General features: G+C 43.2%; 13 protein-coding genes. 2 read left to right on the plus strand and 11 right to left on the minus strand.

The genetic code is table 11. The annotated features are described in order from the left end of the window. Nucleotides 1-341: 341 nt before the first annotated feature. A complete protein-coding gene (locus B0E43_RS30245) occupies nt 342-1,829 on the plus strand; it encodes a hypothetical protein (protein WP_139352745.1) in 1,488 nt (495 codons plus the stop codon). Here B0E43_RS30245 and B0E43_RS30250 read toward each other — a convergent pair. Genes B0E43_RS30250 through B0E43_RS30260 form a run of 3 tightly spaced genes read right to left on the minus strand, consistent with a single transcriptional unit; the run spans nt 1,790 to nt 5,912 of the window. Beyond that, nucleotides 1,790-2,959 (minus strand): hypothetical protein, encoded by a 1,170-nt coding sequence (locus B0E43_RS30250; protein WP_139352746.1) that lies wholly within the window; start codon nt 2,957-2,959, stop codon nt 1,790-1,792. The genes B0E43_RS30245 and B0E43_RS30250 overlap by 40 nt on opposite strands. Beyond that, entirely contained in the window at nt 2,956-4,458 is a 1,503-nt protein-coding gene (locus tag B0E43_RS30255) for a hypothetical protein (RefSeq protein ID WP_077349702.1), read from the minus strand. Before B0E43_RS30255 ends, B0E43_RS30250 begins: the two co-directional genes overlap by 4 nt. Next, nucleotides 4,449-5,912 carry a hypothetical protein gene (locus tag B0E43_RS30260; RefSeq protein WP_077349704.1) on the minus strand — a complete coding sequence of 488 codons (1,464 nt, stop codon included), beginning with the start codon at nt 5,910-5,912 and terminating at the stop codon, nt 4,449-4,451. Before B0E43_RS30260 ends, B0E43_RS30255 begins: the two co-directional genes overlap by 10 nt. Before the next feature lie 340 nt (nt 5,913-6,252). Here B0E43_RS30260 and B0E43_RS30265 point away from each other — a divergent pair, with 340 nt between their 5' ends. Beyond that, nucleotides 6,253-6,834 carry a hypothetical protein gene (locus B0E43_RS30265; RefSeq protein ID WP_139352747.1) on the plus strand — a complete coding sequence of 194 codons (582 nt, stop codon included), beginning with the start codon at nt 6,253-6,255 and terminating at the stop codon, nt 6,832-6,834. A gap of 1,108 nt (nt 6,835-7,942) precedes the next feature. On the opposite strand, the gene B0E43_RS30270 is transcribed toward B0E43_RS30265, so the two are convergent. The 8 genes from B0E43_RS30270 to B0E43_RS30305 all read right to left on the minus strand — a co-directional run bounded on the left by B0E43_RS30270 (nt 7,943) and on the right by B0E43_RS30305 (nt 17,172). Further along, complete coding sequence (locus tag B0E43_RS30270) at nt 7,943-10,393, minus strand: leucine-rich repeat domain-containing protein (RefSeq protein WP_077349708.1); 2,451 nt, start codon at nt 10,391-10,393, stop codon at nt 7,943-7,945. Continuing rightward, a complete protein-coding gene (locus tag B0E43_RS30275) occupies nt 10,380-11,219 on the minus strand; it encodes a hypothetical protein (protein WP_077349710.1) in 840 nt (279 codons plus the stop codon). The genes B0E43_RS30270 and B0E43_RS30275 overlap by 14 nt, the downstream gene beginning before the upstream one ends. After that, nucleotides 11,216-11,791: a hypothetical protein gene (locus tag B0E43_RS30280; protein WP_077349712.1), complete on the minus strand. Its 576-nt coding sequence runs from the start codon at nt 11,789-11,791 to the stop codon at nt 11,216-11,218. Before B0E43_RS30280 ends, B0E43_RS30275 begins: the two co-directional genes overlap by 4 nt. A gap of 26 nt (nt 11,792-11,817) precedes the next feature. Beyond that, the gene (locus tag B0E43_RS30285; protein ID WP_077349714.1) at nt 11,818-12,288 is read right to left on the minus strand and encodes a nucleoid-structuring protein H-NS; all 471 of its coding nucleotides are present in this window, start codon (nt 12,286-12,288) and stop codon (nt 11,818-11,820) included. A 1,453-nt stretch (nt 12,289-13,741) separates the two neighbouring features. Next, nucleotides 13,742-14,701, minus strand: a complete 960-nt coding sequence (locus B0E43_RS30290; RefSeq protein ID WP_077349718.1) for a hypothetical protein — start codon at nt 14,699-14,701, stop codon at nt 13,742-13,744. Nucleotides 14,702-15,042: 341 nt separating this feature from the next. Then, nucleotides 15,043-15,858: a formyltransferase family protein gene (locus B0E43_RS30295; RefSeq protein WP_077349720.1), complete on the minus strand. Its 816-nt coding sequence runs from the start codon at nt 15,856-15,858 to the stop codon at nt 15,043-15,045. 67 nt (nt 15,859-15,925) lie between these two features. Beyond that, complete coding sequence (locus B0E43_RS30300; RefSeq protein WP_077349722.1) at nt 15,926-16,489, minus strand: sugar transferase; 564 nt, start codon at nt 16,487-16,489, stop codon at nt 15,926-15,928. Nucleotides 16,490-16,491: 2 nt separating this feature from the next. Further along, nucleotides 16,492-17,172 carry a PIG-L deacetylase family protein gene (locus B0E43_RS30305; RefSeq protein WP_077349724.1) on the minus strand — a complete coding sequence of 227 codons (681 nt, stop codon included), beginning with the start codon at nt 17,170-17,172 and terminating at the stop codon, nt 16,492-16,494. Nucleotides 17,173-17,357: the final 185 nt, after the last annotated feature.

Raw genomic sequence — 17,357 nt, forward strand, 5'->3', positions numbered from 1 at the left:
GTTTAAAAGGGAAAGTTTAAAGTTTAAAAGGGAAAGTTTAAAGTTTAAAAGGGAAAGTTTAAAGTTTAAAAGGGAAAGTTTAAAGTTTAAAAGGGAAAGTTTAAAGTTTAAAAGGGAAAGTTTAAAGGGGAAATTTAAAGTTTAAAGGGTAACGTTTAACGGGTAAGGGACATCAAACTTTTAAATTCTTTGGCTAGGTGAAAGATGTGGATACATAAATTATCCATTTTAAATTTTAAATTCTAAAGCTTCGCCCGGTCAGTCCCGGAGATGGGCTTATTGGTTGAGTAAAAAAATTACTCGGTAAGCAAATTTAAGTGGTTTGGGGAATTTTGCAAGGGTTGGAAAAAGGGATGTCGCATGCCGGAAAATTGGAAGTCATCCAATTAATCCCAATTTTGCCGAAGGCAATCCGAAAAAAAAGGGGCGTTTATGCAGATATCAGCAGCTTTGAGATGAGGATCGGAAAATTGGGTAAGGCCTATGGCTTGTTAATTCTATTAGCAGGGGTGCTCGCAGTCTATGTTTACTTCTTATCTTATTTGGGATCTGATTATTCTCCCTATTACGGTGACGAGTATTTTTACTACAAAAACTCAGAGGTATTTTATCTCACCAATAGCCTGAAGGCTTCTTTTACTTACAGTGGAAATGGAGCACGGGTTTTTGGAGCAGACGCCCACGGCCCCGCCTACCCGCTCATTTATGGCTCCATTGCCAAGGTTTTGGGTTGGGGAAGATTGACAATTCCGATCGTCAACGGGGGGATATTGATCATGGCACTGTTGGTTCTGGTATGGAATAAGGAAACGACACGGCAAACCAAATATTTCCAATGTCTTTTGGTCATTGGAAGTCCAATCACGCTATTCTACTCCATTACCTATCTGCCGGAACTGATTCAAATCGCCGGTGCGATTGGGTTATATCTGCTCTTTCAGCGCTATCTTCTCAGCATCAGCCGAAGAGATTTCCTGATCCTGGTTGTGTACATTTTGATCTTAGGTTCGATCCGGAGTACCTGGTTTTTTGCATTTTTCGGATTGATGGTGATTCCGGGTCCGATCAAAGGCTTTGGGAAGTCGATCTACCTCTTTCTTGGTCTGGTGTTACCGTTTTTGTATCAGCATTTTCTTCATGAGCAAGTGCCCAACACCTTTTCGGCTTTGGGAGAAGTGGTAGAGAAAAAAGGGTTTTGGGCGGGAATGGATGGCGTTATCTATAATATCAAGCGAAATACCTATTTCGCATTTACCTATACCGAGGGGTATTTTTATACGGTTCAGAAGGTTTGGATAGCGGGATCTCTACTGTTTTCGATCTTCCTGTATCGACAGTACAAGGTGGCGCAATTTGGAATTGTCATACTCGTGACGCTGATAATATTCAATGTGATTCTCTATAAGAATTACAGCTGGGTGGATCTCCGGATGTACACTCCGATGACGCTTTTTCTGAATCTGGTGATGATTTCTTCAACCGAGTCAAGAGTGTCCACCACCGTGCTTATTTCAGTTAACCTCCTTTCTTTTCTTCTGGTGATTCCGCTTCAGCTGACGCTTATACACTATCGGATCAAACCAGACGTCCGGGATGTTCCTGCTCAGACGGTAGAAGAGATCAAGACCTTTGATTCTCCATTGGTATCCATGGACTCAGTCTTGCTCAAAAATTATTCGGTCACAACGCTTCCGATCCTGACAAACGAAAGTGAACCGATCCGGTATATCTTACAGTACTATAGCATGAAGATGCAAACCCCTTCGCATGTACTATGTGAAGAATCGAATCAACTCAAGGTGAAACCAGTGAAGATCCTGAGCCAATAACAAATACCCAGTGCCACTTGGATCAGGTAAATTGAGAGGATAGCATAATATTTAGCCTGCATTTTTTTTTCTCCATTCAAAAATTGGCCGAGTACGGTGTGAACGATAGCCAGGTGGCAGAGAAAAAGCGCTATGGGAATTTGCCAATAGAAGTTGCCGTGAAACTCTCTAAAGCCGGTTTCTGCCAAGAGCAGGTAGACGACCAAAGCAAAAAAGAGAAGCAACAGAGAAAATGCAAACAATGTAGATTCAAATGCTCTTTTTCGCCAGAGGATCAAAAAGGCAATGATTAAAGGAAAGCTGGAGAGGAAGTCAAAGACGGGTTCGTGCGAAAATTTCAGCCATACTCTTAGCGGATTGATGACGACTTGGGATTTTTCCTGGGGGGTATAAAGACTATCCAGCACTGGGTCCCATGTGAAAATCAAATGCTTCTCCACCAGCAATGCCACAAACAGAACCAAGACGAGTCCAATTGCCTGAAACAACTCTTTGGAAAACCCACGATCCCGGATAAAAATGAAAATCGGCAATGCGGGAATGTAGCAGAATAAGAAGCTGGGTTTGATGAGAACAATTACAAAGCCAAGCAGAAACATGCCCCCCAAATCTTTCAATTTGCCAGATCTGAACCAGTCAAAGGTCTTCCATACCAAAAGAATGCAAAAGGGAAAGACGCAGATCAGGGTAGAGTTGTGCCAGATGGTTTGGGTGAATTTTCCCAGATACCAAAACTCGCCGTCGATCATCGGCAGATAGATGGGACTCAGGAATAAGAAGGAAAATGCCATAGGGAACAGGAATCGGGGTTCTAAGCCAAAACCTTGACGCTCAATCGACGAATAAACCAATTTGAATTTCCACCATTGAAAAACCGTCAGAACAATAGCGGAACTGGCGACAAAGGTATATTTGACCCGAACCACCAAATCCACTAAAAATATCAGGAAATAATATCCCGGTGGAATTGGGAAAGATCCCGCGGCGAGGTATTCGCGGAGCAACTGATTGTGATCCTTGATATCGAGCGCACCATAAGTGGTGATCAAGTGCAAAAGAGTGACAAGGTAGAGTCCCGCAACGAGCAAATGAGGTAATAAGGCCTTGGCCTGTCTCGATAAAATGCTCATCTCTTTGGAACTAGAAGTACCCAACCTTCTATTGAAGGTCTTTGGGCGAACGATTCAAAATATTCCCGGTTTCCAGAGTAGGTTGCTGAATCAACCAAGTAGGCTCCCAGGGGATTCTCCCAGTCCGGGGTCCGGTCATCAAGTAGTGTAGGCCATCCCAATTTTTTGAAATTCAATGGTCTATCAAAATAAAGGTTACCGGTCACATTTCCCGGTTCAATTAAATAAACTGGCCTTGTTCCCCTCTCATAAAGAGATCGCAGCTCTTTCCGAATAGGATCACCGGGCATCACGTTTTGAAAACTCTGCATAAAGGAGCTTAGATGATACATAAGTAGCCCTGAAAGAAAAACAAATACAGTAACTAGAGGAACTTTGATCCTCAGTTCCATATCCGAATGAATGAGCGAAAAAGAAAAATAGACCAAAAAAACAAGTACATAAATCTGAACCTTAATTAAATAAAACGGCGCCAGGAACAGCAAGCCCAGTATCAACAAGACCAAAGCCAGAAGTCCCCTTTTCCGATTGGCAGCGAATGCAAAAAGGAGAAAGGCAGCCATCAGCAGGGCAAAAAACCTCCCGTGGTACAGATAAAATGTAAGGGAATGGATCAGGAATTCTGCGCTGAATTTCTCAGTTCTCCTAGCGTCAAGATTACTTTTCCAGACCTCCAATTTGCCAACGAGGTCTCTTTCCCTTCCAAAATCCATCAGGCCATTGGCAAAATGGTAAAGATCAGGGTCAGCATTCTTAAACTCATCCTTGTACAACTGTAACATCGGATGATCAAAAACTTGGGAACGCAGGGTATTGATTCGTTGAAATTCTCCCAGATCGTACTTTTCGGTATACCATTTTGAAACCCCATAACCCAAGACGAGGATCAAAGCAGGAATGACAAGCCGCTTGATTGCTCCTGAATTCCTGACCACCAACAGACTCAAAACCAAGTAGGCCGCTAAAGACAAAAAAAGTATTTCCGGTCTGATCAGAAATCCGATGAGCAACAGAAGATCGGTGAAGTAGAATCTAAAGACTTGTAAAGTTTCCGACGAATCCCTTCCAAACCGGTTAGCCAAACCGGCGGAAATAGCGAAAGCGGAAACGGCCGAGAATTGAAGAAAAAACAAGAAATGAACGAGAATACAAAGAGCAAATAAGGACCAAACCTGTGCCTGCATATTCTCAATGGCTCTTGACCAGATTAGGCGCTCATATCCCAGATACCCCAAAAACATCGTCAAAAACCAGCAAGCCGGATACCATTTCACAGCCGGAGCAACCGTGTAGAGTTTTGCAAAGCCCCAACTCAAGACCGGATGGAGAAATACGGCAAAAGACTCCGGCTTCCCGGTGTAAGCACCCGAAACGAGCCACATCATGATCTCATCGTCATTGACCTGAAACCTCCAGGGAAGATGCCAGATGGTGAGCATACCCACCGCTCCTAGGAGGGACCAAAAAAGCAGAAAGCGGTCATTGGATTTCAATCCCATAATAAACGAAGAGTATCGCCCTGAAACACTCCCATTTCCTTTTGGTGAACAAATGACCAGTTTTGGGGAAGTGATTCCAGATTGTGGAAGATCATTTTTTGGGGTTTGGTTTCAAATAAGGCTTTTAGCTGGGGTTTGTCCCAAATGCCGGGAGAAAAGGGGATCTGCCTACCGGCCAGCCACATCAATCCTGGAACCCGGTAGGCCGCCAAAACCGATTTTTGTGCGGGTTCCGAGAGTGATTCCTGGAGTTTTTGGGAAATAATAGCCAGTTGGGGATCCAGAAACAAATTTCCTTTTTCTCCAACATTCCAGTGGGTCTTTTGAGCCCAGAGCGGTTGATCCTGTCCGAAAGGTTGCCACCAAATCCCGTTAAAGACCAAGAGAACAGAAAAGACTGAAATCAAAACAGCTGGTTTCCTATTCAATCCATCCCAAGCCAGGATGAAAGCCAATAACCAAAAAACCCAATAATGAATCCCGATCCTAAGCCAATAGACATTGCTGCCAAAGTGAAGGACAAATGGCATAAAAACCAATGCTACTGCCCAGAATTGGGGAAAAGACTGCGCTATCCCTTTCCATCCCAGGCAAAATCCAAACATTGCTGCAGAAGAAAACAGAAACAGATGGTTCCATTCGGGAGTAATATGAGTGTAAGAAGTAATCCAGTAAATCACCAAAAGGGGAAGTGGAAGCAGCAATAGAAAAAACTTACTTTTTATTCTATTCAGGTACCCAAGTCCAAAAAACAGGGTTCCCGGCACTGTTATCCAAAATCCTCCAACGGCAATACTGATAAGCATCTGTTTTAATTGGTAACTGGACCTTTGGGAATTCAGGGGAATTCCCTCGGCAAGCCGAGTTAGGGCACTTTCTTTGAAAAGGATAAAAAATATGGTTTCAAATAGGATTATGGGGAGCAGAATGAAAAAAGAAATAGGAATTCGGACCTTATGAAAGCCCAGCAACATCGAAAAAGTCAGTGGGAAGAATAGAATGGCAAGGGTAATTTTGGCATAAACCAAAATGGCCAAAAGGAGTCCGAGGAAAGCAAGATGTTTAAAAGTCAATTCAGGTTTGGAGACCAGCATCAACCAAAAGCAGATCAAGACTACCGTAATAGAATTATAAGAAATGGTTGGAGGAAGAAACCCATATCCTGCAAAAATTCCCAGGCAGGAAATCCAAAATACCGTGGGGTTTGGTTTTGTTTCTCCAGTTACATTTTTCCAGAATCCCATCAGGGCCCAAGCCCCGGCCAGGTATGAAATCAGCCGGAGGAATCGGAGTTCGACAAGGGAAAACGTGTAATTGGTAAGTTGGTAAAAGGATTTAAAGAACAGGTCATAATTGAAGATTCCGGCAACGTTTTGTTGGAAAGGGTCCGCAAGCAAAACATAGAGGCCCTCGTCAGTAATATCAAATCCCCTGTTGATCCCCAAAAGAACCATTAAAACGCATATTAAGGTGGCGCTAGCCAAAACTTTAACCATACCCGAAAATAAGAAATGGAAAATTAGGAATTGAGAATTAAGAATTGGGAATGCTAGAAGAGGGATGCTGGATGTTAAGGGTTAATTGTTAATCGTTAAAGGTTGTCCCGTTGTCGTGGTTCGACCGGCTCACCAACCGGGGTTGTCTGCTGCGCGTTATCCGGTTATCCGGTTGTCGAGTTGTCCAGTTATCGGGGCTGGAAGACGGAAGACGGAAGACCGAGGACAGAAGACGGGTTGTCGGTGTTGTCCAGTTGTCGCCCTTCGACTCCGCTCAGGGTGACAGTCGGATGTTGGGTTGTCCAGTTGTCCGATTGTTGGGTTGTTTGGATTTGAGATTTGCTATTTCGGATTTCGGATATGGGATTTGGGATACTTCGACTGGCTCAGTATAAGTGATGGATTTGAGATGTTAAGGGTTGTCGGGTTGCTGGAAGACGGAAGACCGAGGACAGAAGACGGGTTGTCGGGGTTGTCCAGTTATCGGGGCTGGAAGACGGAAGACGGAAGACCGAGGACAGAAGACGGGTTGACGGGGTTGTCCAGTTGTCGCCCTTCGACTCCGCTCAGGGTAACAGTCGGTTGTTGGGTTGTCCAGTTATCGGGGCTGGAAGACGGAAGACGGAAGACGGAAGACCGAGGATGGAAGACGGGTTGTCGGGGTTGTCCAGTTGTCCGATTGTTGGGTTGTTTGGATTTGAGATTTGCTATTTCGGATTTCGGATTTCGGATATGGGATTTGGGATACCTCGACTGGCTCAGTATAAGTAATGGATTTGAGATGTTAAGGGTTGTCGGGTTGCTGGAAGACGGAAGACCGAGGACAGAAGACGGGTTAACGGGTTGTCCAGTTGTCGCCCTTCGACTCCGCTCAGGGTGACAGTCGGTTGTCAGGTTGTCCTGTTGTCCAGTTATCGGGGCTGGAAGACGGAAGACCGAGGACGGAAGACGGGTTGACGGGGTTGTCCGGATTTGAGATTTGCTATTTCGGATTTCGGATTTCGGATATGGGATTTGGGATACTTCGACTGGCTCAGTATAAGTGATGGATTTGAGATGTTAAGGGTTAAGCGTTAAACGTTAGGGGTTAAGGGTTGTCGGGTTGTCGGGTTGCGGGAAGACGGAAGACCAAGGACGGAAGACGGGTTGTCCGGTTGTTTGGTTGTCGGAAGTATTCAGATTATTATTTAAATTAAAATCAATGATGAAAGAATACCATTTTGTGGAAAACTTCTAGGATAGAAAAACAAAAAATACCCAGTACTGGGTATATATAAGAATAGGCTGGTTTGTAATTTTGGTAAGGGTGATTAAGCAACTTTTCTCATTATTTTTCCTAGAAAATAACAAAGGGACTTTTTTTAGCATTTTTGGACCCCTTTAAAATTCCGCAAGTTGAAGCGGGATGAGTATTTTTTTTAAGCGAATCAGGAGGTGTCCTGAGATTTTTTGAGAAGCTGAGCAAATCTGGGCAGGGGAAATTCCTCTGGTTAAGGGAAGTGTTATCCGGGAATCCGAATAACACTTCTTTTTTTTACTCAAAGGTTGTCGGGGTTGGAAGTTTAAAGTTTAAAGTGAAGAGTTTAAAAATTGGCGGAGTCCAGCGGTGTTGTCGGGGTTGGAAGTTTAAAGTTTAAAGTGAAGAGTTTAAAAATTGGCGGAGTCCAGCGGTGTTGGCGGGGTTGGAAGTTTAAAGTTTAAAGTGAAGAGTTTAAAAATTGGCGGTGTCCAGCGGTGTTGTCGGGGTGTCCGGTTTTTGAATTGAAAGATTGAAAAATTGAAAGATTGAAAGATTGAAGATTTGAAGTTAGGAGGTTGGTTGTCGTTTGGTCCTGTGGTGAGCGGATTCTTGATTAGACGAGGACTGAAATGAAAAGGCCTTATTGAAACCAGTTTCTATAAGGCCTTTTAACTCCAAATCAATTTCCTATTTGATTTTGCCAAGTATTTACGATTGAGGCAAGGTCACAACTTGGGTCAAACTGGTCTTAGTAGAATCTTACTTCACAGTCAGGATGGGAAGATTTGAAGGAGTCTACTGCCCTACTCGTTAGATTGGTATTAAAGCAAGACAGTTTCTTGAGGTTAGACAAACCTTCCAGGGGTTTCAGGCTTCTGAGATTTGTACTTGCCACATCGAGTTCCTCGAGTGCAAGGAGTGGTTCCAGACCTTTGAGGGCCTTGAGGTTTGTACCTGAAATATTCAGTTTTTTCAAATGAATCAAATTACTGATTGGGGTCAAAGCCTCAATCCCGGTATTGGAAAGGTCAAGTTCCTCCAGCAAAGTAAGTCCTGAGAGCGGCAGGAAGTCGGTTACAGGCACCTGGGAGAGTTTGAGTTTGGTCAGCAAACTCATTCCGCCAAGAGGTGAAACAGAAGAAATCGGGGCATCAAACACTTCCAAAGTCCGCAGGTTCATAAACACGGTAAGTGGCTTCAGATCCTGGATGCTTACCCCATCAAACTTCAATTCAGATCTAGCTGTCAGTGAATGGAGCGCTTCGGTATCCGGGCTTTCACTGAGGGAGTATTGTTTTCGGAATAGGTCTTTCCACTCGGAGTCCAGTTCTTCCCACCAGGAATTGAGGTCCTCGGTTCTATAGACAATATTGATTTCCGGTTTTTGAATTACTATTTCCGGGACTTCTTCGGTCATCAAATCGGCTCCGTTGACATTGAGGTAAGTCAGGTTGGGCAAAGTAGCCACCTCTTTGACACTTTTGACTGGGCTGGATTCTACATCGATGAATTCCAACAGTTCATTTTCCTTCAGTATGGCAAGGTCGGCCACCTGAGTATTTTTACCTGTCAACTTCACCAGGGTTTTCACTTCGCTCAAAGGAAGAAGATCTTCGATTGGGTTATTTGAGAAATCCAAAACAGCAAGATTTACAAAACGTGTGATAGGGATCAGGTTGTTGATTTGGGCTTGATCGAGATTGAGTTCGGTGAGCGTGACCGTCTGGGTCAAGGTTTCAATTCCCGGATTGTCAGTAGTGATCGCGGGGTTATTTTTTTTCAGTGCTTCTTTCCATTCAGAGGAAAGTCCGGACCACCAGCTTTCCAGGTCTTTTACGTGGTGAATGAGGAGGACAGTAGGCTTTCGTCTCACAAAAGAGTCAGCGGCCAATGCAGAGAGTTTGGTTTGATCCGCATCAACTTTTTTCAGGTTTGGAAGGGATTCCAAAGGGGAAATATCTGCCACCTGGCTTCCTGAAATATCCAAAGTTTCCAAATTGGCCAAAGAAGAAATTGGGGTGAGATCCTGAAGGTTGGATTGGGACAAATCCAGAGACTTGAGGGAAATCAATCCGGAAAGGGCGGTAAAGTTGATCATGTAATTACCGCTAAGGCTCAAATTTTCAAGCTTATTGAGGTCCTTGATATTTTCAAGGTTATTGAATCCCGATTCAGGGAGATCGAGTTTAATCAGACTTTTGAATTCGTTTAGCACCGCAAAACTCATAATCGGAGTTTTTTCGGCTTTCAATGAAACCAGGCTTTTGAGGTTAAGCAATTGGGAAATATCCTCTATTCCAGTATTGGAAATATCCAGGTGCTTGAGTCGGTCTGAATATTTGATAACCTGGATATCTACGGTCGGGGTATTGGACAGGTTTAGGCTTTCTAAAAAAGTAACATTGGAAATAGGTGCTAAATCTGTAATGGCCGTATTGGAAATATCAATGACTTTAAGATCCCTGAGTTCGGATAGTGGTCCAAGGGAGGTGATGGCCCTGTTGCCGGAAATATTAAGAGAGTCGATACTGACAAAGCGATAGAGCCAGTCCAAGTCTGCCGAATCTGATTCTATCAGTGCAAATCTGTTTCTGAAATAGGATTTCCAGGGGCCATCCATCGTTCCCCACCAAGCGGTAAGTTCCTCATCCCGGCTGACCTTAGTCGTATAGACACTGACTATTTTCAGTTCCTGGGATTTTTCCTCCAAGTTGATTTCCACAAACCTAGGTTTGGTATTGGTGATTTTCTCACCTGAAATGGAGGTAGCATTGATGGTTCTGTCTAGGGAAGCGAGGAAAAAGACTTCCCCGTTTTCTTTTTGGGCTGGCTTTACTTCCCTGATTTTAAATTTGAATTCGACGTTTTTATAGAAGAATTCAATGTCTTTGAGGTATGCGGTCACATCCTTGTTGGTGACGACTTTACGGTCCAGTAAAAGGTCATCTTCGACCTGGACTTCGGCATCACGGAAGATCTTCAGGTAGCTTTCGCGAATGATGACATCTTTATCTCTTGGGGAAGTTTCGGCGTTGCCCACGGTATTGAGCAAGTATTCGAGAAATCTCACCTGGTCCTCTACTTTTGCGGAAAACTCCTGAACCTGTTCTTTGGAATAGCCCTTGATGGTCTGGGCAGAAAGAGAAAGGTTAAGAAGAAAAAAAAAGCCTGTTAGCAGTAAATAGTTACTCCTGATCATAAATGTACTTGAGAATTGTCTCTTTGTCTCCGGGAGCCAGTCTGACCAAATTAGCGATCAGCCAACCTGTGTTGAATCCGGGGCGGTTGAATTGATTGACTTCGAAGTACCAGCCCTGGATTTGGAAGAAATGGAATTTCAAACCTGTGACTGTTTCAAACCGAAGGTTGTTTTGCTTCATTTCATACAAGAAGATTGCCAGATAATCCGGTTTGTAGGAATTGGCAGTAAAAGATTCGGGCTGGTTGGAATCCTGAAATGCTCTTCTGAGATTCATAAAACCCAGTTCGTGGCTCAGGGGATGGAGAAAATCTTTTTGATCCCCAACCGGCTTGTTGAAGAGGGTTTTAAAAGGTTCGAAAATGACCTTGTCAATCACCCACTCATATCCGAGTCCTTCAGCCTGAATTTTCATGATCAGGGTTACTTTTTCTCTTTTTCCTTTGAAAATGAAATCTGTTTCCACCTCCGCATACCAGCCTTCTCTGTGGAAATTGAGGTAATGAGGGTAAACTTCCGATAAGGTTGTCTGGATAAACTGATTTTTCAGGTCTGGGGAAACTGAAGAAGTCTGATTGTCGAAGAGGATATTCAAAAATCCTTTTCGAAGGGGAATATTTCTGTAAAGCGAATCTTCGGGATAAAAGCGGACTGTTCCGTCTACGGACTCTTCCCCATTGAATCTTCTAAAAAATTGGTTGAGTTGCTTGGTTGAAGCTGCAAATCTGCCGTCATCCTTAATAGTTCCGGGGCCGCCTAAGCCCTGCCCCGGAACATTGAAGATGATTGCGGAAAAAAACGCAATAATCAGAAAGGTTTTTCTCATGCTGAGGTTTCAGTCACTCTTACATCACCTAGCATGACGTCCCAAAATTCGATCGTACGACCGGCAATTTGAGTTTGCTTTTTCTCCACGTAGATGGTAATGTCTTTTTTGGTAGTGTCTTTATAGTTCATGCCAGTTTCGATGGATGTACCTTCAAAACGCTGATAGACAGTAATCACACCCACATATCGGCCATCAGGCTGTCTTTCCAGATCAGAGATGTACTGGATATCGTACCAGGTGATGTTTACACGGTCATAGTTAAGGGCCATCAGACGCTCAAAGTATCTTCTTACTTTGTAGTAAGCGATTTCCTGAGTGTTGATAGAGGAAACTCCCATTTCAGCACCCGGAGCGAAAAGCTCTTCAGCTCTATCCATAACGCGGTTAGCTTCGGAGAATTGTGTCTCTTTGCTGCCGATGATGGAAACATATTTAGAAAGATCCTTTACTTTTTCCAAAGCAAGGGAATCGATGGCCTGCTTGCGAGCAGGGCTGATATTATCCTGAGCCATTACTGCTACAGAAGCAGAAAGGAACAATCCCAAGAAGAGAATAAATTTATTGTTCATGTGAATTAAGATTTGCGAGGTGATAATTACTTTCTTCTCAGTTCCAATTCAGACACTTTGCCATTGGCATCCATTCTGATATCAGAGATGTAGTTGAGATTTTTCTTGGTGTCTTTCAGGTAATCCAGGTATTTCTTGATGGTGGTCGGCTCATCGTAATCTTTGATTCCGTTTTCCTCATGGATTACGATCAAAACCGGAGTTTCCTGGTTGGAGAACATTCCAAGAGTTTCCTGGATAGACTGGTTTGCTGAATTTGCATTACCTGCGGCTGCGACAGCGTTGAAGTAATTCTCAAGCTTTTCTGCAGCCACTTCTTCAGCTGATCTGGCTGGAGCTTGTGGAGGAGCTTGTTGAACTACCTGTTCCTGTGGAGCAGGGGTTGGTGCAGGTTGTACTGCTTTCTTTTTGCTTTTACAGGCACCCATTGCCAACATGGCGAAAAGTGCCAGGAACAGGGTTTTTCTGAGAGAAAAAGCGAACAAGGACTGTTTCATCTTTTAAATAAATTAGGTTTTTAAGAGTGTAACTACTGATTGCCGAATTGAGGCGATTAATTTGCGTGCAAAGTAAATAAAAACTACCCACTTTAGGACAAACCTTGTTCCTAAACGGTGCCGTTATTTTATGTAAAGGTTAAAATTCTTTAATTGTGAAGGTTAAAAAGTAATCCCAGCGAAAAAAAGAACTGGAAAAACACTGAAACACGGAATTGTTACAAGAATTTGAAATTGAAAAATATCCTGTGGGTTTGCATTTACTTAAGAAATTCTCAAATAAAATGGCTCCAAAAACACAACTAAGCCAGTAAAACATCCAAAAAATACCCTATATAGGGTATTTTTTGGATGTTTTAAATACCTCATCTTTGGAAAGTGTTAAGTTTTAAATCAAATAAAAGGCTCTCGGTTTCCGGGGGCTTTTTTTCTTTCAAGCTACGAACCTGCAGAGTGGTCAAATATTATATTCTGTGTTCGGAAGCTATTTGCCCTGATTGCAATCGGGGGTATGAAAAAAGATTCATGCAATTGCGGTGTGGGATATAGCCAGATCCTCTTCCATCTTGGGCTAAAGCCCGGGTGATTTAGGGGGATTTTTGAAGGAATGGGCTAAAGCCACATTCCAATTCAATTGGATGAATTCTAAACTCGGTAGGAATGGGTTAAAGCCACATTCCTATTCAAATGGTTGGATAATGGGTGCAGGACATGAAAAAATGGAATTAGCCAGATCCTATTGGTTTCCGGAGTCATTTTTCAACCTTGGGCTAAAGCCCCGGTGATTTAGGGGGATTTTTGAAGGAATGGGCTAAAGCCACATTCCAATTCAATTGGATGAATTCTAAACTCGGTAGGAATGGGTTAAAGCCACATTCCAATTCAATTGATTGGATAATGGGTGTAGGACATGAAAAAAATGGAATTAGCCAGATCCTATAGCTTTCCGAAGTCATTTTTCAACCTTGGGCTAAAGCCCCGGTGATTTAGGGGGATTTTTGAAGGAATGGGCTAAAGCCACATTCCAATTCAATTGGATGAATTCTAAACTCGGTAGGAATGGGTTAAAGCCACATTCCAATTCAATTGATTGGATAATGGGTGTAGGACATGAAAAAATGGAATTAGCCAGATTCTATAGCTTTCCGGAGTCATTTTTCAACCTTGGGCTAAAGCCCCGGTGATTAAGGGGGATTTTTGAAGGAATGGGCTAAAGCCACATTCCTATTCAAATGGTTGGATAATAGATATAGGCCATGAAAAAATGGAATTAGCCAGATTCTATAGCTTTCCGGAGTCATTTTTCAACCTTGGGCTAAAGCCCCGGTGATGAAGGGGAATTCTTGGAGGAATGGGCTAAAGCCACATTCCTATTCAAACAAAAAAGGCTCCCAATTTCTCGGAAGCCCATTATCAAAGGCATTGGCCAAAAGCAAAAGCTATAACCTTCCTGTCAAACTTCCTTTGACAGGAGTTCTATGACATACTTTGCCTGTGCTTCCGGAGTACAGAATTGGTCGAAATAAGCTTTTCCACCAAGTGATACTTTTTTATGGTAATCAGGGTTTTCCAAGGCTTTATTCAAAACGGTTGTATACTCAATAGAATCGCTAATAAAATGAATTTGTTCTTTGTCCTCCGGCAGAACCGGAAGATCAATTGCAAAAGGAAAAGAGAGAACAAATGCACTGAAGTTCCAATATTCAGCCAGTCTCCAACTTACAGCCCCAAGGACAGCAGGATTGTTGAGGGAAACCAGGGATTTGGCGCTCAATTCAGAAAATTTCTTGGGCGGGTATTTTACCTTATTGAGCTCTTCGTCATAGCCAAAATTATTTCCATCGGATCTCGGAATAAATCCCCCTTCAAACTCGATTCCCGGATGTTGTTTGCAGGCACGGATAAACTCAGCCCTGATCTGATTGGCCCAAGGTTCTTTTTTCCAAGTACTTCCAGAGAAGAAAACATAATTCCCATGTTGATACCTATCCCCCTCATTGGTATAAACAGGCCGTGATCTCATCACATAAATCTCCCTAGCCAGGTCCTTGGGAGTAAGTTTTCGAATCAGATCAAACCCAAATAACCTCAAATACAAGGGAATAATATTCACAGGATAATGCGGGAAAAGCGGGCGGACTTTCTTTTGGTTGTAAGAATTCTGGTCAAGCAGTTTGTTTGTCGCAAAGTACAAATCCGCATAATCGTAGAGTTCCTGATTGACACCTACCGGATCATGGTTATCAATTACACCGATTTTGCCACCGTATCGGAAAACTATAAATCCCCTGTTATTGAATTTTTCAAATTTCAACTCTGGCTTATAGACAAGTTTGTGAGTCCTATAAAAGCCCAACAAATAGTAAGAAGAATAAAAATTGGGGATATTCAGTATTTCAATGTTCGCTTGCATCGGTCGATTTACTTTTTACTATTTATGATTATTCGCTTATCTGCAATTGGAACTTATTCGAACTTCCTGCTCGCAGATAAATCGCCCACAGACCACAGCCGACAGCAGCTCTGAAAAGACCCAAAACTTGCCAGTATTTGGTTAGTTGCAATAAAGCGGATAATCAGATTACTAATGATGGTTATCCGCTAATCTGCTAGTTGGCGAAAATTCTGTTGATTTTGGGTTGGAAGACAGATACTTCGACGGGCTCAGGACAAGGGACCGAAGAAGTGGAATTATTGTCTTTCATGCTAGATTTTAGACTCTTGTCCCTGTTAATTTTAGGGAAAACAGGGAACTCAGCTATAACTAAATTCTGTAGCTGTATATTCTCCGTCTGAAAAATTCAGCACTTTCCCCTCAGTTTTCCCGGGAATTCCAGCCCAAATCAAGCATTTCGAATCCCCTTCCATCAGAAAAGCACCGGGATAGGGATGGGTGGTTGCCCGGACCATGCAATCGACTTCTGCAACAGTCATGTGGGCAAAAAGCTGACCATCTGCAGGGGTACGTCCTTCCCAAGTGGAAGCTTTGCTTTCATCCTGTGTCCGGCCCACGATGCTATCTGCCAGCAATTTGGGCCAAATTTGTCTTACAAGGCCAACATGGGCGTCGTTTACCTTTTGGTATAAAATAGTGGCTGTTTCTGTGGAAGAAAGTGGGATTTCAAACTGATCGAGAATTGGGCCGGTGTCAACTCCCTCATCCATTTTGAAGAAGGTTACTCCAGTTTTGTCCAAACCTTTGAGGATTGCCCATGGAACAGCAGCACGCCCACGACCTGTGGGCAGCAGTGTAGGGTGGGCACCAATGATTCCCTTGTATGGAATTTTAAGCAATTCAGGAGAAGCTATTTGTGACCAGCCAATAATAAACAGCCAGTCAATCTGGTATTCTTTTAGGACCTCTGCTACATCGGAATCATTGATGTGATTGAGTTTGTAGAGGGGTGTATTTGTTTGCTTTGCAATTTCATCCAAATAAATCCTGCCAGACTTCTTTTTAGCCTTGTGATCGTGTAGGGTCAGGAATAGGTCAAAGTGTCCTCCGTCAGCAACAATGGCTTCGATGCAGGAAAGACCGATTTGGACGCAAGTGCAGAAAGCTATTTTCATGTTTAGTATTGATTTTTTATGGCTACTTGAGAAAACTTAGAGGATTCATCAGGAAGCAATCCCCTAATCAATAGGTAGGTGGTTTTTTGGTGAAATAAACCACGGTCTTCAGAAGGATCAAAAAATCCATGAAAAACGAAATTCGCCGTGCATATTCCCCGTCAAAAGCAGCTTTTTTATCAGTTGGCATTCCATCATACGCATTTACCTGGGCCCAGCCGGTAAGACCGGGCTGCAAAGCCAAGGCGCCATTGGATCTTCTGAGTTCAATGAGTTCAGTCTGGGAAGGGATTGGCGGTCTGGGGCCGATAAAACTCATATCTCCTTTGAGGACATTGTAAAACTGTGGCAACTCATCCAGATTGGTCCGGCGGATAAACTTACCAAAAGTGGTGACCTGAAGCTTTTTGGTTTCGCGGGATTCAACGTTTGGCGTATTGATTGGCATGCTTCTGAACTTGTAAAACAAAAATTCATCCCCATTCCTTCCAATCCTTTTCTGTTTGAAGATGGCAGGTCCACCGTCTTGAAGCCAAATGATCAAGCCAATAACCAGGTAGACTGGCAGCAGCAGCACCAATAAAAAAATTGCCAATAAGCTATCCAAAATACGTTTGACAAAAGCGTACATAGTCAATATTCGATGATATGCATGGCTGTTTGTAACCCTTCACAATAGTGACGACCAGTCTGGCTACCCCTCAAAACTGCAAGAGCGCGAATCGCTTCTTCTGAGCGCGGGTGGGGATAAGGCCGCATTACCCCTTCATAGGCATACAAGGCTTCAATTTTCTTTTCGAGTCCAGCCTCTCCTATTTCTATGAATGTATCCGGTCGGAAATTTTGGCCATCCACTGGAAAAGCCCAGTCTGTACTGGAAGGGATTTCCATAAAATAGAAGGATTTTAAGGGTTTCACAGGTTTACGCTGAAACAGTCTTACTGCTGCCTGACATGCCTTACTGGTGAAGTAATGGTCGTTGTTCAGGTCATATGGATGGTGGGTGATCACCACATCGGGCTCTAATTCTTCGATGTATTTTTCGATGAATTGAACCAATTCCAAATGGGGAACCATGTTAAATTTAATATTCGGGAAGGGACCTAAGATTGGGGCCTGTGCCCCCACAATTTCCTGGGCACGATGAGTTTGACTTTTTAGGGTTTCCACGTCCGGCCGATGTTGGCGGGCCTCCACATCCCCTGAAAGTATCAGGTTATTCACCACATGACCTTTTGCGGTAAGTACATATGTGCTTCCCCCAAAGCCCAATATTTCATCGTCAGGATGGGCTGTTACTGTTAAGTATCGCATATCAAAGTTTAAATTCCACTCTCCAAAACGGAACCCCAAATCCCGCTATCCGGCATTCCTTATTCGAGTGATAAATTGGCATTTAACGCCCAGGGGCGAATACAGCAAAGCAATTATAACCAATGCATCCAATATTCTTACCTCCCCAATCTCATTCCTTGAAAGATTTTGTTTCAAATCCACCT

The sequence above is a fragment of the Algoriphagus sp. A40 genome (genome assembly GCF_002002735.1).
Taxonomy (GTDB): Bacteria; Bacteroidota; Bacteroidia; order Cytophagales; family Cyclobacteriaceae; genus Algoriphagus.